Source organism: Chromobacterium sp. Rain0013 (assembly GCF_015291765.1).
GTDB classification, from domain to species: Bacteria; Pseudomonadota; Gammaproteobacteria; order Burkholderiales; family Chromobacteriaceae; genus Chromobacterium; species Chromobacterium haemolyticum.
Window position 1 is genome coordinate 838707 of record NZ_CP031514.1, and the last position, 16729, is coordinate 855435.

Annotated in this window: 16 protein-coding genes; 6 read left to right on the forward strand and 10 right to left on the reverse strand. The window is 62.8% G+C overall.

Going from position 1 to position 16729, the window contains the following annotated elements; genetic code table 11:
• Positions 1-69: 69 nt before the first annotated feature.
• Both DXT74_RS03895 and DXT74_RS03900 read right to left on the reverse strand, forming a co-directional pair.
• A complete protein-coding gene (locus DXT74_RS03895) occupies positions 70-1458 on the reverse strand; it encodes an aminopeptidase P family protein (protein ID WP_043639295.1) in 1389 nt (462 codons plus the stop codon).
• 104 nt (positions 1459-1562) lie between these two features.
• Positions 1563-2768: a benzoate/H(+) symporter BenE family transporter gene (locus DXT74_RS03900; protein ID WP_194427370.1), complete on the reverse strand. Its 1206-nt coding sequence runs from the start codon at positions 2766-2768 to the stop codon at positions 1563-1565.
• A gap of 116 nt (positions 2769-2884) precedes the next feature.
• On the opposite strand from DXT74_RS03900, the gene DXT74_RS03905 reads away from it, so the two are divergent.
• Positions 2885-4312: a PLP-dependent aminotransferase family protein gene (locus tag DXT74_RS03905; RefSeq protein ID WP_194427371.1), complete on the forward strand. Its 1428-nt coding sequence runs from the start codon at positions 2885-2887 to the stop codon at positions 4310-4312.
• Between the two features lie 49 nt (positions 4313-4361).
• On the opposite strand, the gene aroG is transcribed toward DXT74_RS03905, so the two are convergent.
• The 6 genes from aroG to DXT74_RS03935 form a co-directional block, all read right to left on the reverse strand.
• Positions 4362-5423: a 3-deoxy-7-phosphoheptulonate synthase AroG gene (aroG, locus tag DXT74_RS03910; RefSeq protein WP_019102527.1), complete on the reverse strand. Its 1062-nt coding sequence runs from the start codon at positions 5421-5423 to the stop codon at positions 4362-4364.
• A 231-nt stretch (positions 5424-5654) separates the two neighbouring features.
• Complete coding sequence (gene dksA / locus DXT74_RS03915; RefSeq protein WP_019102526.1) at positions 5655-6065, reverse strand: RNA polymerase-binding protein DksA; 411 nt, start codon at positions 6063-6065, stop codon at positions 5655-5657.
• 284 nt (positions 6066-6349) lie between these two features.
• Positions 6350-6655 carry a c-type cytochrome gene (locus DXT74_RS03920; protein ID WP_019102525.1) on the reverse strand — a complete coding sequence of 102 codons (306 nt, stop codon included), beginning with the start codon at positions 6653-6655 and terminating at the stop codon, positions 6350-6352.
• 91 nt (positions 6656-6746) lie between these two features.
• Positions 6747-7328 (reverse strand): YggT family protein, encoded by a 582-nt coding sequence (locus DXT74_RS03925; protein WP_043589318.1) that lies wholly within the window; start codon positions 7326-7328, stop codon positions 6747-6749.
• Between the two features lie 8 nt (positions 7329-7336).
• Positions 7337-8140, reverse strand: a complete 804-nt coding sequence (proC, locus tag DXT74_RS03930) for a pyrroline-5-carboxylate reductase (RefSeq protein WP_043639303.1) — start codon at positions 8138-8140, stop codon at positions 7337-7339.
• A gap of 53 nt (positions 8141-8193) precedes the next feature.
• A complete protein-coding gene (locus DXT74_RS03935) occupies positions 8194-8886 on the reverse strand; it encodes a YggS family pyridoxal phosphate-dependent enzyme (protein ID WP_194427372.1) in 693 nt (230 codons plus the stop codon).
• A 265-nt stretch (positions 8887-9151) separates the two neighbouring features.
• On the opposite strand from DXT74_RS03935, the gene DXT74_RS03940 reads away from it, so the two are divergent.
• Positions 9152-10189, forward strand: a complete 1038-nt coding sequence (locus tag DXT74_RS03940) for a type IV pilus twitching motility protein PilT (RefSeq protein WP_043639309.1) — start codon at positions 9152-9154, stop codon at positions 10187-10189.
• Between the two features lie 45 nt (positions 10190-10234).
• On the forward strand, positions 10235-11371 hold the full coding sequence (locus tag DXT74_RS03945; protein ID WP_043639312.1) for a PilT/PilU family type 4a pilus ATPase: 1137 nt from the start codon (positions 10235-10237) through the stop codon (positions 11369-11371).
• A gap of 130 nt (positions 11372-11501) precedes the next feature.
• Here DXT74_RS03945 and DXT74_RS03950 read toward each other — a convergent pair whose 3' ends face one another.
• The gene (locus tag DXT74_RS03950) at positions 11502-12089 is read right to left on the reverse strand and encodes a TetR/AcrR family transcriptional regulator (protein ID WP_043639315.1); all 588 of its coding nucleotides are present in this window, start codon (positions 12087-12089) and stop codon (positions 11502-11504) included.
• 458 nt (positions 12090-12547) lie between these two features.
• Here DXT74_RS03950 and DXT74_RS03955 point away from each other — a divergent pair, with 458 nt between their 5' ends.
• The 3 genes from DXT74_RS03955 (at position 12548) to DXT74_RS03965 (ending at position 15764) form a co-directional block, all read left to right on the forward strand.
• A complete protein-coding gene (locus tag DXT74_RS03955; RefSeq protein ID WP_052370646.1) occupies positions 12548-14467 on the forward strand; it encodes a diguanylate cyclase in 1920 nt (639 codons plus the stop codon).
• Positions 14468-14508: 41 nt separating this feature from the next.
• Positions 14509-15216, forward strand: coding sequence for a pseudouridine synthase (locus DXT74_RS03960; RefSeq protein WP_114153138.1), 708 nt, complete (start codon positions 14509-14511; stop codon positions 15214-15216).
• A 170-nt stretch (positions 15217-15386) separates the two neighbouring features.
• The gene (locus DXT74_RS03965) at positions 15387-15764 is read left to right on the forward strand and encodes a VOC family protein (protein WP_043639320.1); all 378 of its coding nucleotides are present in this window, start codon (positions 15387-15389) and stop codon (positions 15762-15764) included.
• A gap of 561 nt (positions 15765-16325) precedes the next feature.
• On the opposite strand, the gene DXT74_RS03970 is transcribed toward DXT74_RS03965, so the two are convergent.
• Positions 16326-16508 (reverse strand): hypothetical protein, encoded by a 183-nt coding sequence (locus DXT74_RS03970; RefSeq protein ID WP_194427373.1) that lies wholly within the window; start codon positions 16506-16508, stop codon positions 16326-16328.
• Positions 16509-16729: the final 221 nt, after the last annotated feature.

Here is a 16729-nt window from a genome sequence, read left to right on the forward strand (position 1 = left end):
GGGCGAGCGCAGGCGACCGGACGCGAAAAAGCCGCCCGTGGGCGGCTTTGGAGTCGTGTGGCGACCGGCTCAACCCGCCATCGCGGCTTCGATTTCCTCCACCGTTTTGGGAATCGGCGCGCCCAGCACGCGGCTGCCGTTGGCGGTGACCAGCACATTGTCTTCGATGCGGATGCCGCCGAAGTCGCGGTATTCGCGGAATTTGTCGTAGTTGATGTACTGGCTGTGGCGGCCTTCGGCGGCCCAGGCTTCGATCAGCGCTGGGATGAAGTACATGCCGGGCTCCACCGTCACCACCATGCCTTGTTTCAGCGGCTTGCCCAAGCGCAGGTAGCCAAGGCCGAACAGCGGGCTGCGCTCGGTGTCTTCGCCGTAGCCCACCAGATCTTCGCCCAGCCCTTCCATATCGTGCACGTCCATGCCGATCTGATGGCCGAGGCCATGCGGGAAGGCGATGGCGTAAGCGCCGGATTCGACGATATCGTTGGCGTCGCCGCGGAAGAAGCCCAGCGCGCTCATTCTTTCCACCATCAGGCGCGCGGACAGCTTATGCACGTCCAGATAGCGTACGCCCGGCTTCATCGCCTCAATGGCGGCCAGCTGCATGTCCAGCACAATGTTGTACAACTCGCGCTGGCGCGGACTGAATTTACCGCCCACCGGGAAGGTACGGGTGATGTCGCTGGCGTAGCCGCCGCCGGAGGTACAGCCGGTGTCGTTCAGCGCCAAGTCGCCGCTTTCCAGACGGTTGTCGTGGTGATGGTTGTGCAGCACTTCGCCGCGGCGCGAGAAGATGGATGGATAGGCCAGTTGCCAGTCGCGGCGGCGCATGATGCCTTCCATCTCGCCCACTACCTCGTATTCCATCACGCCGGGTTTGGCGTGGCGCATTGCGGCGATGTGCATGTCGCGGGTCACCGCCAGCGCCGCTTCCATTTCGGCGATTTCCTCGTCTCCCTTGATCTCGCGCAGCGCCACCACGGCGTGGGTCAGCGGCGCGGAGAAGCCTTCCTTGACCTGGGCCGGATGAACGTTCAGCAGGCGGCCCATTTCGATCAGGGTCTCGCCGCGGTACGGCGCCAGGTAATGCACGGCGCGGCCGGCGGCGCGCGCGGCGGCTACCGTGGAGGCCAGGTTGGCGTAGGCGTTGCTGCGGTCCAGGCCGGCCAGCGCGGCGCGCTCGGCCAGGCTGGGCAGCGGGCCGGTCCAGACGATGTCTGCCACGTCCGGGTCGTTGCCGAACAGCGTCGCTTCGCCGCTGTCGGCGTCGATGACGCCGGCCAGGCCCGGCTCGTTCAGGCCGAAGAAATAACGGAAGCTGGAGTCCTGGACGAAGGGCAGGGTGTTGTCGTGGTAGTTCATCGGCGAATCGACATTGCCGACAAACAACAGCAGGCCGGACAGGCCGGCCGCTTGCAGACGGGCGCGGCGTTGCGCGTATACGGTGGCAGCGAACATGGTTTCCTCGAGGGTGGGCAGGGTCCGCCCGGTCGGTCGCCGCGCGGAATATTGTATCCAGTCCCTTAACTTATCATGCCCGCCGCCGGGCTGCCAGTGCCGGTTCAACCACGCTGGACGATGGCGGCTTCGGCCTGCCGGGGCTTGGCCGGGCGCAGGATCAGCGCCACCGCGCCGCCGGCCAGCAAGGCCCACAGCGGCGCGCCCAGGCCGGCGATGCTGACGCCGGAGGCGGCCACCACGAAGGTGATCAAGGCCGCCTCGCGACGGCCTTCGTCGGCTAGCGCAGCGCTCAGGGAGGACGCCAGGGTGCCGAACAGCGCCAAGCCGGCGGCGGTGGCCACCAGCGCCTTGGGCAAGGTCAGAATCAGGCTGGCCAGCGCGCCGCCGGCCACGCCCAGCACCAGATAGAGCGCGCCGCAGATCACGCCGGCCACGTAACGGCGTTTAGGATCGGGATGGGTTTCCGGCCCGGTGCAGATGGCGGCGGTGATTGCCGCCAGCACCACTCCGTGGCCGCCGAAGGGGGCGGTCAACATCGACACCGCGCCCAGCAGCGACACCGGCGAGCGCGCCGGAATGGAGTAGCCGGAGGAGGACAGCACGGCCATGCCGGGCAGGAACTGGCCGGTCAGCGCCACCAGCGCCAGCGGCAGGGCCAGGTTGAAGAAGGCGCTCCACGACCACTGCGGCGGAGTGAACAGCGGACCGCCGCCGCCGCCATGAGCCGGCAGCGCCTGGAACAGACCTTGAGCCGCCGCCAGCGCAAGCCCCAGCAGGATGGCGGCCGGCAGCGCGTAACGCGGGAAGAAGCGGCGGCCAACGAAGAACAGCGCGGCCATGCTGACCACCAGCAGCGGGTCGTGACCAGCGGCGCTGGCCAGTTCCGCGACGAAGCGGAACAGGATGCCGGCCAGCATCGCCGCCGCCAGCGCGGCGGGAAAGACCTTCATCAGCCGGTCGAACAGGCCGCTGACGCCCAGCAGGGTGACGATGGCGGCGGCGGCCAGGAAGGCGCCCACCGCTTCGCCGTAGGGCACTCCGGGCAGGGCGGCCAGCAATAGCGCCGCGCCGGGGGTGCTCCAGGCGGTGATCACCGGAGCTTTCCAGCGCCAGGACAGCCACAGGCCGGCTACGCCGGAACCGATGGAGACCGCCCAGATCCAGGACCCGAGCTGGGCCGGGGACAGGCCGGCGGACTGCGCGGCGTGGACGATGATGAGGAAGGGGCCGGAGTAGCCTACCAAGAGGGCCAGCACCGCGGCCAGCGCGGCGGAGGGCGACAGGTCGCGCCAGAATGAGGACGGCATGATGCGCTTTCTTGCAATGAAAAGTAGCGCCCAGCCTAGCGCAAGCGCCGGTCCGCGCCTTCCCACAGTCGGCGTAAACAGTTTATGCTGCGCCCAATCTGTTCTATATAACAGCCATGAGTGATTCCCTGTATTTGCGCATCGCCGCCGAAGTCGAGCAAGGATTGGACAGCGGTGAATATCCCCCCGGCAGTCGTTTGCCCTCGGTGCGCCGCCTGGCCGCCGAACACGGGGTCAACGTCTTGACCGCGCTGGCGGCCTACCGTCATCTGGAGCGTCGGCAACGCGTCAGCGCTCGCCCGCGCGCCGGCTTCTTCGCCGCCTTGCCCAGCCGCGCGCAGCAGGCGAGCGCCGAGGTGGACGGCCTGCCGTCGGCCGCTACCCTGGTGCGGGTGGACAGCCGCATGTCGCAATTGATCGAGTGGTCCGGCCTGGACATCGGCACCCAGCTGCACATGGCGGAAGCGCATGGCAGCATGTATCCGGCGGCGGCGTTGGCGCGTCGGCTGCAGCAGACGCTGAACCAGCGCCCGGAACTGATAAGCGCCTACTTGCCGCGCGGCGAGCAGGCCCGGCTGCATCGGCTGGTGTGTGAACTGGCGGCGCAGTGGCAGTTGGAGCTGGAGCCGGACGCCATCCTGTTCACCCACGGCATCACGGAGGCGATCAGTTTGTCTCTGCGATTGCTGACCCGGCCCGGCGACACGGTGGCGGTGGAGACGCCGGTGTACTTCGGTCTATTGCAAACCCTGGAAGCACTGGGGTTGAAGGCGTTGGAAATCCCGTGCACGCCGGATGCCGGCCTGTCGCTGGAGGCGCTGGAGTTCGCTTTGCGCCACGGACCTGCGCCGCGTTGTCTGGTAACGGTGACCAATTTTCAGAACCCCACCGGCGCGCTGATGCCGGATGAAGCCAAGAAGCGATTGCTGCGGCTGGCTTACCGTCATGGCCTGACCATCATCGAGGACGATGTGTTCGGCGAGCTTTACTTCGGCGAGCAGCATCCAACGCCGCTGAAAGCCTGGGACAGCCGCGGCGAAGTGATTTACTGCTCGTCCTTCACCAAAAGCTTCGCGCCTTCCTTCCGTCTGGGCTGGCTGTCCGGCGGCCGCCATCATGCGGCATTGGCGCGGCTAAGCAATAGCAGCAGCCTGGTGAGCTCGGCCTTGTATCAGGGCATGCTGGCGGATGTGTTGGCCAACGGCGATTACACGCGTTTCGCCGAGCGTTTGCGGCGGCAGTTGGCGCGGCAGATGCGTCAGCTGGCCGACGCGGTGCTGGCGGCTTTTCCCAAGGGCACGCGGCTGCGGCGGCCGCAGGGCGGCCTGCTGTTGTGGGTGGAGTGTCCGGAAGGGCTGGACACGGGCCGCCTGTTGGAGCGGGCGTTGGCCGAATCCATCAGCTTCGCGCCGGGCCTGGTGTTTTCCGCCGAACCGCGCTTCGGCCATTGTCTGCGGCTGAACTTCGGCCAGCCGTGGTCGCCGGCGTTGGAGAGAGCCATCGCCACCTTGGGCCGCTTGGCCGGCGAGCAGCTGAGCCAATGAAAACGGCGGAGCGCATGCTCCGCCGCGAGGCAGTCGGCTTGGCGCCGGCTCAGTCTTGACGCGCGCGGCGCGCCTTTACCGCGTCGGCCAGCGTGGTCAGCAGTTTCTCGGTGTCGTCCCAGCCGATGCAGGCATCGGTGACGCTCTGACCGTAGGTCAGCTCGCAGCCCGGTTTCAGGTCCTGGCGGCCTTCCACCAAGTGGCTTTCCACCATCACGCCAAAGATGTTGGCGTTGCCGGCGGCCAATTGGCCGGCGATGTCGTCGGCCACTTCCATCTGGCGACGGTAGTCCTTGCGGCTGTTGGCGTGGCTGAAATCCACCATCAGTTTTTGCGGCAGGCCCACGGAGACCAGTTCCGCCGCCGCGGCGCTGACATGCTCGGCCGAGTAGTTGGGCTCCTTGCCGCCGCGCAGGATCACGTGGCAATCCGGGTTGCCGCCGGTGGAGACAATGGCGGAGTGGCCTGTCTTGGTCACGGACAGGAAATGGTGGGGCACGCTGGAGGAGCGGATGGCGTCCACGGCGATCTTCAGATTGCCGTCTGTGCCGTTCTTGAAGCCCACCGGGCAGGACAGGCCGGAGGCCAGTTCGCGGTGCACCTGGCTTTCAGTGGTGCGCGCGCCGATGGCGCCCCAGCTGATCAGGTCGGCGAAGTACTGCGGGGTGATCATGTCCAGGAATTCGGTGGCAGCCGGCATCCCCATGTCGTTCAGGGTCAGCAACAGGCGGCGCGCGATGCGCAGGCCGCTGTTGATGTCGAAGGATTCGTTCAACAGCGGGTCGTTGATCAGGCCTTTCCAGCCGACGGTGGTGCGAGGTTTTTCAAAGTAGACGCGCATCACCACCACCAGCTCTTCCGCCAGCTTGTCGCGCAGCGGCGCCAGTTTCTTGGCGTACTCGATGGCGGCTTCGGTGTCGTGAATGGAGCAGGGGCCGATCACCACCAGCAGGCGGTCGTCTTCGCCGCGCAGCAGCGCGGAGATATCGCGGCGGGTGGCGTAGATCACTTCCGAGGCGGCTTCGGTGATTGGCAGTTCGTACAGGTGGGCGATGGGCGGCAGCAGTTCCTTGATTTCGCGGATTCTGACGTCGTCGGTCTGGCGTTGCATAAAGCGTGTCCCTTGCTATTTCAGTTTTTGCATAGCAGCAAGATAACCGGATTCGACGACGCTAGACAAGCGGCCGGCCTGCTTTAATGCTCTAAATTCATACTAGACGATCATTAGAGGCAAGCTATCGTCTGTTGATTTATCTGCTTGTTTTTGTTGAACAGAGGAAACGCGGGCATGAAAAACGCCCTGGTTGCGGCCAGGGCGTTTTGCGGGCGAGAGCCGGAACAATCAGTCGGCGTACTGACGCTTCATGCGCTCGCGGCGCTCCTGGGCTTCCACCGACAATGTGGCGGTGGGGCGGGCCATCAGGCGGCGCAGGCCGATCGGCTCGCCGGTATCTTCGCAGAAGCCGTAAGAGCCGTCTTCGATCTGGCGCAGCGAGGCCTGGATCTTCTGCAGCAGCTTGCGCTCGCGGTCGCGGGTGCGCAGTTCCAGCGCGTATTCCTCTTCCAGCGTGGCGCGGTCGGCCGGATCCGGTGTGGCTTCCTGCTCTTGCAGGTGGTTGGCGGTCGCATTTGCGTTAGAGAGCAACTCCTGCTGCATCTGCAACAACCGGTCTTTGAAAAACTCAAGATGGTCGGCGTTCATGTAATCGTCGCCGGTCCAGTTGAGGATATCCTGTTCGGTTAGTTTGGCCATATTTGGTGCTTCCAGCATAGAGTTGGCAACAGGCGGAGAAGATTACCGGCGCCCCGCTATTTCTGCAACTGTCTTAGGCGCTTAGGTGATATTAACTCCCTGTTGCTGACAATCGGTATAGCGTTGTTTTACTCCGGTAACAAGCCTGAGACATCGTTAAAAGGGTATTGGCGCAACAGGCTAGGACATAAAATGTCCCGGACAGTTCAAAGGCGGCAATCCGCCGCCTTTTTCCGTGGGCCGGCGCGCCGCGCGGCGTGCCGGATCTGCAATGTCTGGATGAATTATTTCAGCGACAACACCCACTTGGCCAGCGCGCGCAGGTCCGCGTCCGGGATATTCGGATGCGGGGTCATCGGCACCGGGCCCCATACGCCGGAGCCGCCGTTCTTGACCTTGGCCATCAGCATGGCTTCCGCGCCTTTCTGGCCGGCGTATTTCTTGGCCACGTCCTTATAAGCCGGGCCGACGATCTTCTTGTCCACCGCGTGACAGGCGGTGCAGCTGTACTTTTGCGCCAGCTGCATATTGGCGAAGGCGGGTGCGGCGACAGCGCTCATCAGGGCGGCGGCGAGCAAGGCTTTTTTCATTGGAAGTCTCCTGTGTGGTGATGCAAATCGGTTGTCAGATGAACGGCCGTAAAGCACGGCCGCGAAAAAATATGACAAATAACCTGAATTGCTACAGTACTACCTTGAGTTGGGTCAAGAAGCTTGTTTCAAGCATGCGAACCGGCAGCATCAAAATCACCTGGATGATCAGGAACAGCACGAGCGGCGACAGGTCCACGCCGCCGATATTGGCCTTGCGGAACGGGCGCAGGAAGGGCCGGGTCAGCGCATCCAGCACCGGCATCAGCGGGTTGTAGGGGCTGACCCAGCTGAGCACGGCCTGCACGATGACGCTGCCCATCAATAGGGTCAGCGACTGTTTGAACACTTCCAGCAGCGACAGCAAAGACAAGGCCACCCACACCTGCGGAAAGGTGAAGACTTCCGGCACTGAACTCAGCAGGGTGACCAGCACATTGGCCAGCAGTGAAATCAGCCAGGCCAACAGCATGGTGGCGCTGTCGTAGCCGCGCATTGCCGGCACCAGCTTGCGCATGGGCAGCACCGCGAAGTTGGTGGCGGCCATCACGAACTGGCACAGCGGATGTTTGAACGGCGCGCGCGCCACTTGCAGGTAGAAGCGCAGCAGCAGCACCAGCACGAACAGGCCGGAAAGGGTGTGGATCAGAAAGCGCAAAGTGTCGAAGAACATGATGTGGCTTAGTCCTGGCTGAGTTGTTGGCCCATTTCGATGGAGCGGTCGCGGCAGTCCAGCATGCCGGCGATGATGGCTTGTTTGACGCCTTCCGCCTCAAAGCGGGCGATGGCGCGCTCGGTGGTGCCGCCCTTGGACATCACATTGGTGCGCAGTGCGCTGACCGGCAGCGGGCTTTGCTTGGCCAGCTCCACCGCGCCTTCAAAGGTGGCCAGCACCAATCGGCGCGCCTCGGCTTCGGAGAAGCCGGTCTGTTGGGCCGCCTCTATCATGCTTTCGATGAAGTAAAACACATAGGCCGGGCCGCTGCCCGAAACAGCGGTAATGTCGTCGATGCGTTGCTCGTTTTGCAGCCAGAGCGTGATGCCCGCCGCCTGCATGACGGTGTTGGCGTCCTGGCGGTCGTCTTCGCTGACGCCCACCGATGCGAACAGGCCGGACACGCCCTTGCCTATCATCGCCGGGGTGTTGGGCATTACCCGCACCACGCGCTTGCTGCCAAGCCAGCGGCACAGCGCGTCCAGGCGGATGCCGGCGGCGATGGAGATGACCAGCGCGCCGTTGAGTCTGGGTTCCAGCTCCAGGCACAGGTCGCGAAGGTGCTGCGGTTTGACCGCCAGAACCACGATGTCGCCAATGTCGAAGGCGTCCGGCAGCGCCGCGCCGCCGCTGACGTCGTATTCCTGACGCAGCCGCTCCACCTTGCCCGCGTCCGGGTCCACCACATGGATGCGATGCGCCGCCTGCTTGATCAGGCCGGCGATGATGGCGTTGGCCATATTGCCGCCGCCGATGAAGGTAATCCGCATGATCTTTCCTTAATAAACCGGTCTGAACGTCTGCTGTTTCAAGCCGATGTCATTCAATGATAATGGCGCGCGCCGAAAATGGCGGTGCCCACCCGCACCATGGTGGCGCCCTCAGCGATGGCGACGGCCATGTCGGCGGACATGCCCATGGACAAGGTGTCCAGCGTCAGCCCTTCTGAGTTCAGTTGTTCGCGCAATTGGCGCAACAGGGCGAACTGAGACGCCAGTCGCGCCGCGTCCTCGGTAGGCTCCGGGATGCACATCAGACCGCGCAGGGTCAGGCGCGGCAAGGCCGCCACCGCGCGCGCCAGTTCCAGCGCCTGTTCCGGCGCGCAGCCGCTTTTGCTCGCCTCGCCGGACACGTTGACCTGAATGCACACGTTCAGAGGCGGTAGTGCGTCTGGCCGCTGCGCGGACAGCCGTTCTGCAATTTTCAGCCGATCCACCGAATGGGCCCAGTGGGCCAATTCCGCCACCGCGCGGGTTTTATTGGATTGCAACGGGCCGATGAAGTGCCATTCAATCTCCAGACCGGCCAGCGCCTCGGCCTTCTGCTGCAATTCCTGTACGTAGTTTTCACCAAAGGCGCGCTGGCCGGCAAGATAGGCTTGCTCGATGTCCGCTGCGGGAAAGGTCTTGCTGACGGCCAGCAGGCGCACCGTTCCCGCCGGCCGGCCGGCGGCGTGTTCCGCGTCCGCCAGGCGCTGGCGGACTTGCTGCAAGGGTTGGGAGATGGAGTCTGTCATGGCGTCGAGAAGTTGTGTGCAGCCGGCGGTGCGGTTTGTTGGGGTTTCTACAAAGCAGCATGGCCGCGCATCGTTAATAATATGGGGTGACGGCGATATCCCAAATGGCTGAGTTGAGCTTACAATCAGCGCCAGAGCCGGAAATGCCGAAAGTGGGCCGGCGTCTTGTTTGGACGCGTTGCCGGCGCGCGGCGGTACTTTATGTTAAGTGGTCGCCTGGCGGCTGAAACCATGGCGGCGTCGCAGTCATCGTGGAGATTATATTATGGAAATTTCGGAGCTCTTGGCCTTTACGGTCAAGAACAAGGCGTCCGACCTGCACTTGTCCGCCGGGCTGCCGCCGATGATCCGGGTGAACGGCGACATCCGTCGCATCAACCTGCCGCCGATGGACCACCATGACGTGCACGACATGGTGTACGACATCATGAACGATTACCAGCGCAAAATCTTCGAAGACACCTTCGAGTGCGACTTTTCCTTCGATCTGCCCGGCATCGCCCGTTTCCGCGTCAACTCATTCATACAGAACCGCGGCATGGGCGCGGTGTTTCGGGTGATTCCGTCCAAGGTGTTATCGCTGGAACAGCTGGGCGCGCCCAAGATCTTCCAGGAAATCGCCGCCTTTCCGCGCGGGCTGGTGCTGGTGACCGGCCCCACCGGCTCCGGCAAATCCACTACGCTGGCGGCGATGATAGATTTCATCAACGACAACCACTTCTCCCACATCCTGACTGTCGAGGACCCGATCGAGTTTGTCCACGACAGCAAGAAGTGCCTGATCAACCAGCGTGAACTGGGTTTGCAGACACACAGCTTCGCCAATGCCTTGAAGTCCGCCTTGCGGGAAGACCCGGATGTGATCCTGGTGGGCGAACTGCGCGATCTGGAAACCATACGCCTGGCTTTGACCGCGGCGGAAACCGGCCACCTGGTGTTCGGCACCCTGCACACCAGTTCCGCGGCCAAGACCATAGACCGCATCGTCGACGTGTTCCCGGCCGGGGAAAAGGAGATGGTGCGCTCCATGCTGTCCGAGTCGGTGCGCGCGGTGATCGCCCAGACCCTGCTCAAAACCAAGGACGGCAGCGGGCGGGTGGCGGCGCATGAAATCATGCTGGGCACCCCGGCGATCCGCAACCTGATCCGCGAGAACAAGATTGCTCAAATCAACTCCATGATCCAGACCGGCCAGCAGCATGGGATGCAGACGCTGGACCAGTGCCTGCAGGAGCTGGTGCGGCGCAATATGGTGTCGCCGGCGGACGCCAGGCAAAAGGCCGCCAACAAGGATCAATTCTGAGCGGGCGCTGCTCTACACTTAAATGGCGACCCGCGGGACCTCATCATGGAAAAAGACCAGGCTTCCAAGTTCATACTGGATCTGCTGAAGCACGCCACCGGCAAGAACGCCTCCGACGTTTTCATCGCCGCCGATTTCCCGCCGGCGATGAAGATAGACGGCAAGATCACTCCGGTGGCGCCGCAGCCTCTGTCCGCCCAGCACACCAAGGAACTGGTGCGCGCGGTGATGAACGACCGGCAGACCGAGGAGTTCGAATCCAAGAAGGAGGCGAACTTTGCGATCAACCCGCCGGGTCTGGGGCGTTTCCGCGTTAGCGCCTATGTGCAGCAGGGCCATGCCGGCATGGTATTGCGCAAGATCAACACTGAAATCCCCACCTTCGACCAGCTCAACCTGCCGCTGGTGCTGCGCGACATCGCGCTGATCAAGCGCGGCCTGGTGATCTTCGTCGGCGGCACCGGTTCAGGCAAATCCACCTCGCTGGCCGCGCTGGTGGACTGGCGCAACAGCCATAACCACGATCACATCATCACCATCGAAGATCCGATCGAATACGTGCACCAGCACAAGAAGTCCATCATCACCCAGCGCGAGGTGGGCGTGGACACCGATGATTGGGACATCGCCTTGAAGAACACCTTGCGCCAGGCGCCGGACGTGATTCTGATGGGCGAGATTCGCGATCGCGAAACCATGGGTTACGGGTTGCAGTTCGCCGAAACCGGCCATTTGTGCCTGGCCACGCTGCATGCCAACAACGCCAACCAGGCGCTGGACCGCATTCTCAACTTCTTCCCCGAAGAGCGCCATCAACAGGTGTTGATGGATTTGTCGCTGAATATGCGCTCCATCATCTCTCAGCGGCTGGTGCCGATCAAAAGCGGCCGCGGCAGGGTGGCGGCGGTGGAAATTCTGCTCAACAGCCCGCTGGTGTCCGACATGATCTTCAAGGGCGAAATCGCCGGCCTGAAGGAAGTGATGGGCCGCTCGCGCGAGAACGGCATGCAAACCTTCGATCAGTCCTTGTTCGAGTTGTACGAAGCGGATCTGATCAGCTACGAGGACGCCCTGCGCAACGCCGACTCCATTAACGACCTGAGGCTGAAGATCAAGCTTTACAGCGAGGGCTCCAAGTCGCGTGACCCGCTGGAAGGCATAGACCACCTCGACATCGTCTAATAACCTGTTCACGCGCTGCCGCGCGTCGTGAGACGGCTCACGGTGAGTACCGCTTCGAAATGCTCATGTACCGTGTGTGCGCTCCGCTTTCTTAGAGTCTGTTCACGATCTCGCCCTGGCTCGCGAGACTTTAACCCCCGGCTTGCAAGGCCAACGCAGCCGATGCGCTTTTCAGCAACCGGTCGGAGAGCGCTTCGTCCGAGATGGCGCGAGACAGCAGCAAGGCGCCCACCATCAGTGCCAGGCAGGCTTCGGGCGCCAGCGCCGGCCGCGCTCCGGCCGCCGTGTCGCATTGTTGCGCTTGGCGCAAGGTGTGCAGCAAGGCCTGCAAGCCCTCGGAAAACGCCTGGCGGGTGGCTTTGTCGTGGCGAGCCAACTCCCCGGCCAGCGCGGCGGCGGCGCAGCCGGAGTCGGGAAAATCCCTGTGCGCCGCGCTCAAATAATCCTTGGCAAGCCGTTTCAGCCCGGCGCCGCGCGGCGCCTGTTCCAATTGAGCCTGCCAAATCTCGTTCATATCCAGCAATGCCTGGCGACAGGATTGCGCCACTAGGTCGTCCTTGCTGTGGAAGTGGGCGTAAAAGCCGCCATGGGTCAGTCCCAGATCCGCCATCAGATTGGCGATGCCGACATTGGCCACGCCTTCAGCGCGAAAGCGCAGCGAGGCCATGGTCAGGATCCGTTGACGGGTTTCGGTCTTGTGAGTTGAGCTGTAGCGCATCGTTGACCTTCCTGTTCGACTACGGGGTGGCGCAACGCAATGACGAAGCGGTGATTCCGTTTTAGATGATAAGTATCATTTCTTCAATCGCGATGTGAATCAGCAAGATAGCGCGCCGGCTGTCGCGCGCTCGCAATTGGCAAGCCAATAAATGACGGTGGAATCGTATAGGAATATCTATATTGACTAAAAAGCGGCGTTTCCCGTCTCGCGTCCCATTCCGGGCGCGGTCTGGAACATCGGCCGCGCTCAGAATGTGTTGACGGTCTCGCGAGCTAAGGCGAAAACGGCTGTGAAAGTGGGATGCATGCGTGGTACATGAGCATTTCGCTCACCATGGGGCGTCTCACGATGCGCAGCAGATCGTAAACAGGTTCTCACAGCCGGCTTGTGATCGGCAGAAGTCCTCCTGCGTCCGCCAGCCGCCGCGGCTGCGCGCAGAGAAGGTGGAGACATGCATGCAGCGATGGAGGCGTTCCGCCGCGGGTTTCCTGGCGGCCGCGTGGCGTCAGTTTGGCGTCGCCGCGGCCTATTGGGGCTTGGCGCGGCTATTGATGGCGGGTTTCATGGACGCGGAAACCTGGCTGACGCCAGCCTGGTTTCCGGCCGGCCTGGCCATGGCGGTTGCCTTGCGCGGCGGGCAGCGCTACGGCGTGGGGCTGGCTGCGGGCTCCTTGCTGTTCAGCCTGACGTCGCGCCAGCTGCCGCTGGCGGACGCCTTGTTGATTGCCGGCGCCAACACGGTGGGCAGCTTGCTGGGCGCTTTGCTGGTGCGCTACCGCTGCGGCCGGCGCTTGCCCTTGCGCAGCCTGTCTTATGTGTTGGCCTTCATCGCCGGCGCGGCGCTGGCCGCCGCCATCGCCGCCATGGGCGGCACGGTGGCTCTGCTGCATGGCCAGCCGCAGCCCTTATTGCCGCTGGGTCGCCACTTTATCGCCTGGTGGCTGGGGGACTTGGCCGGTATTTTCAGTCTGGCGCCTAGTCTGCTGCTGTTTAGACGCGCGGGAGCCGGCGAAGGCCAGGCCGGCCTCAACACGCTGGATGGTCTGATCGCCTGGATGACCTTGCTGGCCGCCGGATTGGCCATGTTGGGCATAGACGACAGCACCGGGCGATACGCCGCGCTGCCTTATTGTTTCAGCCTGCCCTTGCTATGGTTCGCGTTCCGTCAGCGGCTGCGGCTGGCGCATGGTTTGTCGCTGGGCATTTTGCTGCTGGCCTTGGTTGGCGCGGTGTTTGGCCGCGGCGCTTTCGGTCACGGGGGGCAGCAGGCTTTGCTGACCCTCAGCATGCTGATGCTGATCCAGACCTCCACCCTACTGGTGTTTGGCGCGTTGGCGGTGGATCTGCGCCGCACCGAGGCCAGGCTGCGAGTTGTCAACCGCCAGCTGGAGGGCAAGGTCCGCGCCAGAACCCGGGATTTGGCGGACAGCGAGGCGCGCTTGAGGCTGATGGCGGACGCCGCGCCGTTTCCGTTGGCGATGAACCGTTTGCAAGGAGGCGAACTGATTTACGCCAATGTCCGCGCCGAGGAGCTGTTCCGCGAGCGCCTTGCGCCCGGAAAGCCGCTGAAGGTGCAGGACTTCTACGTGGACCCGGCCGAGCGCGAGCGCGTGTCCTCGCTGCTGCGCGTAGGCGGCTGCGTGCGGGATCGGGAAGTACGGTTGCGCGCCGCGGACGGCCGGGAGTTCTGGGCGCTGATTTCCTGTTCCGTGGTTCGCGCCGACGACGGCTGGTTCGTGATCAACGGCATCAAAGATATTAGCGAGCGCAAACGGCTGGAGCAGGATTTGCTGCAAGCCAATCAGGCGCTGCGCCAGAATCTGAACGAAATAGAACTGCTGCAACAAGGCTTGCGAGAGCAGACGCTGCGCGATCCGCTGACCGGCCTGTTCAACCGCCGCCATCTGGACGACATTTTGCCGCGCGTCCTCAGCCATATGCTGGCGGTGCATCGCGATGTTGCGGTGTTGATGGTCGATGCGGATCATTTCAAGCATATCAACGATCAGTACGGCCATCAGTGCGGGGACGCGGTGTTGACGACGCTGGCGGCGCATCTGAGCGACGCTTTCCGTAGCGGCGACATTGTCTGCCGCTACGGCGGCGAAGAGTTTTTCATCTTGCTGCCCGGCGCGTCGCTGGACGATGCCCACGTCAAGGCGCAGCAGCTGTGCCGCGATGTGCGCGCCTTGCCCATCGCAGCCGGCGGCCACGACATCCGCGTCACCTTGTCGGTGGGGTTGGCCCTGTGTCCATTGCACGGCACGGATGCCGACAGCGTGGTGTCTGCCGCCGACGCGGCCTTGTATCGGGCCAAGAAAGAGGGGCGCGACCGGGTGTGCGTGGCGGACCCGGCGCAACCGCTGGTGTCCTGACGGCGGAGGGCGCGCCAGGGGCGGTGTGCTACCATCCGGTGATGGAACTTTACCGACTACTGCAACAACAAGGCTTTGGCGGCCGCAAGGAATGCAAGCAGCTGATTGAGTACGGCCTGGTCGAACTCAACGGCGAGATCGTCGACAACTACCGCCAGCAGGTGGAATTGGCCGAGATCCGGCAATTGGTGGTGGACGACAAACCCTGGGACGTGGTGAGCGGCCCGCTCTACCTGCTGTTTCACAAACCGCCCAATTACGAAACCTCGCACAAGCCGCAGCATAATCCCGGCATCTACCGGCTGCTGCCGTATCAGTTCGGCAATCTGGGCATCACTGCGGTGGGCCGGCTGGACGTGGACACCACCGGTCTGATCTTGCTGACCAACGACGGCCAGTTTGTGCATGCGCTCAGCTCTCCAAAGAAGCAGGTTCCCAAGTGTTACCAGGTCACGCTGAAGCACGCGGCCAGCGAGGAGTTCATCGCCAAGCTGCAAAGCGGGGTCTACCTGAATGATGAAGGAGAGGAGTTTGCCGCCGACAGCATTGAACAGCTGGACAGCCACGTGATCCTGCTGACCATCACTCAGGGCAAGTACCACCAGGTCAAACGCATGGTGGCGGCGGCCAGCAACCGCGTGGAACAGTTGCATCGCATCAGCTTGGGCAGCGTTGAGCTGGGTGAACTGCCGCAGGGCGAATGGCGGCATCTGAGCGCGGAGGAATTGGCCGGGCTGGGGTGGTCTTGACGTTATACCCTGCCGCATGAGAACAGGCCGCCTTCGGGCGGCCTTTGCTTTGGCCGTGGGTGGGGCTTTGAGCCGTATGGAGAGGCATGACAATCCGCATGACGCGCGGTATGGCCGATCTGGGTAGCTTGCCTCGCCATTGATATGAACTTCATCGATTGGAAAAAAACATGCTCCACCACATCTCTTTCGGCGTTCACGATTTGGGTCGCTCCGGCGCTTTTTACGATGCGGCACTAGCCCCTCTGGGCTACGTCCGGGTGTTTGAGCACGACACGGCCGTGGGATACGGCAAAGCAGGTGGGGGTGACAAGTTGTCTCTCAAATGGGTGCCGGAGCTCGTGCTCCCCGGAGATGGATTTCATCTGGCTTTTGCCGCCGGCACACCCGAGCAGGTCCGCGCGTTTCATGCGGCGGCCCTTCTGCACGGCGGACGCTGCAACGGCGCGCCGGGCTTACGGCCCCATTATGGGAGTCATTATTTCGCGGCCTTCGTTGTGGACCCGGATGGCTACCGCATTGAAGCCGTCATTAATCAGGCTGGTTGAAACGCGAATTGTCGGAATAAACATGGCAAACGCCGTTGAGTGAGGCCAGTCAATACTTGCTTTTGTCATGATTTGGGGAGTGGGAGGCGGGAGTGTGGATAGAAGCGCGGCGTCTCGAAAATTGGGTACTGGCCTGAGTCTTAATTGAGTCGTTCGCTCTGCGACTTGGAACCTCTTTACGATTTGCTGCGCGTCGGCGTGCCTTGGCGCAGTTTTTCTGCGAGGTTTTGTTAGCGGTTCTTAATTCAACCCCAGGATGGCGTGGTGGCGCCCCTGGGGTTTTTTGCGTTCCGGACCGGGGTGGCGTGAGGTGGATTTGCCTGGTTTTTGGCGGGTATGGAAATTTACAAAACTATCAAAACAAAGGCATCGATTGCCATGATTGTAAATTTTAAAATGAATAACATTTATTATTTACTGCAATAAATTACTGGTCGTGCGAGTGCGTGCTGACACCGGGGGCCATAGTGAGAGTCAAGAGAATGCAGGGACGCGGGCGTCGGGAGGCAGCGGTGATAGGGGAGGGGATTGCGGGTTGGCGCCCAGCGCCCCCCGCGCGGCTTAGCGTTGTGTTGGGTGTTGCTGTGCCAGCCGAGCCGGCAGATGGCGTGAGCTGAAGTAGCCCAGGCGGAAGGTGTCGAAACCGGCGGCGTAGGTCTGTTTGTCGCGTACAGCGGCGTTGTTGGCCAGGAGGGGATTAGCCAACACTTTGGTCATCATGGGCGCGTCGGCCTTGAACAGCATGATGCAGCCTCTGCTGGCCACACGTGTTAACGACCCTTGGGTGTGCGCAAAGTGGGCAGATTGCTAGTCTGTGGGTGCGACGGAGGCGTCGGTATTTTGCTTAGGCGCGGCGCAGGCGCTCAAGGGCAGGGCTCAGCCATAAGCGAAGGACGCCGCGCCGTGGGAGGGAAAAATCGGAGGCCATGGAAATCCTTAGGATACGCGTGTGTGATGGCTCCGAT

What these genes read in the sequence shown, in the direction of transcription:
- DXT74_RS03895 (WP_043639295.1), bottom strand. Translation starts at nt 1,458, where the DNA reads ATGTTCGCTGCCACCGTATACGCGCAACGCCGCGCCCGTCTGCAAGCG.
- DXT74_RS03900 (WP_194427370.1), bottom strand. Translation starts at nt 2,768, where the DNA reads ATGCCGTCCTCATTCTGGCGCGACCTGTCGCCCTCCGCCGCGCTGGCC.
- DXT74_RS03905 (WP_194427371.1), top strand. Translation starts at nt 2,885, where the DNA reads ATGAGTGATTCCCTGTATTTGCGCATCGCCGCCGAAGTCGAGCAAGGA.
- aroG (WP_019102527.1), bottom strand. Translation starts at nt 5,423, where the DNA reads ATGCAACGCCAGACCGACGACGTCAGAATCCGCGAAATCAAGGAACTG.
- dksA (WP_019102526.1), bottom strand. Translation starts at nt 6,065, where the DNA reads ATGGCCAAACTAACCGAACAGGATATCCTCAACTGGACCGGCGACGAT.
- DXT74_RS03920 (WP_019102525.1), bottom strand. Translation starts at nt 6,655, where the DNA reads ATGAAAAAAGCCTTGCTCGCCGCCGCCCTGATGAGCGCTGTCGCCGCA.
- DXT74_RS03925 (WP_043589318.1), bottom strand. Translation starts at nt 7,328, where the DNA reads ATGTTCTTCGACACTTTGCGCTTTCTGATCCACACCCTTTCCGGCCTG.
- proC (WP_043639303.1), bottom strand. Translation starts at nt 8,140, where the DNA reads ATGCGGATTACCTTCATCGGCGGCGGCAATATGGCCAACGCCATCATC.
- DXT74_RS03935 (WP_194427372.1), bottom strand. Translation starts at nt 8,886, where the DNA reads ATGACAGACTCCATCTCCCAACCCTTGCAGCAAGTCCGCCAGCGCCTG.
- DXT74_RS03940 (WP_043639309.1), top strand. Translation starts at nt 9,152, where the DNA reads ATGGAAATTTCGGAGCTCTTGGCCTTTACGGTCAAGAACAAGGCGTCC.
- DXT74_RS03945 (WP_043639312.1), top strand. Translation starts at nt 10,235, where the DNA reads ATGGAAAAAGACCAGGCTTCCAAGTTCATACTGGATCTGCTGAAGCAC.
- DXT74_RS03950 (WP_043639315.1), bottom strand. Translation starts at nt 12,089, where the DNA reads ATGCGCTACAGCTCAACTCACAAGACCGAAACCCGTCAACGGATCCTG.
- DXT74_RS03955 (WP_052370646.1), top strand. Translation starts at nt 12,548, where the DNA reads ATGCAGCGATGGAGGCGTTCCGCCGCGGGTTTCCTGGCGGCCGCGTGG.
- DXT74_RS03960 (WP_114153138.1), top strand. Translation starts at nt 14,509, where the DNA reads ATGGAACTTTACCGACTACTGCAACAACAAGGCTTTGGCGGCCGCAAG.
- DXT74_RS03965 (WP_043639320.1), top strand. Translation starts at nt 15,387, where the DNA reads ATGCTCCACCACATCTCTTTCGGCGTTCACGATTTGGGTCGCTCCGGC.
- DXT74_RS03970 (WP_194427373.1), bottom strand. Translation starts at nt 16,508, where the DNA reads ATGCTGTTCAAGGCCGACGCGCCCATGATGACCAAAGTGTTGGCTAAT.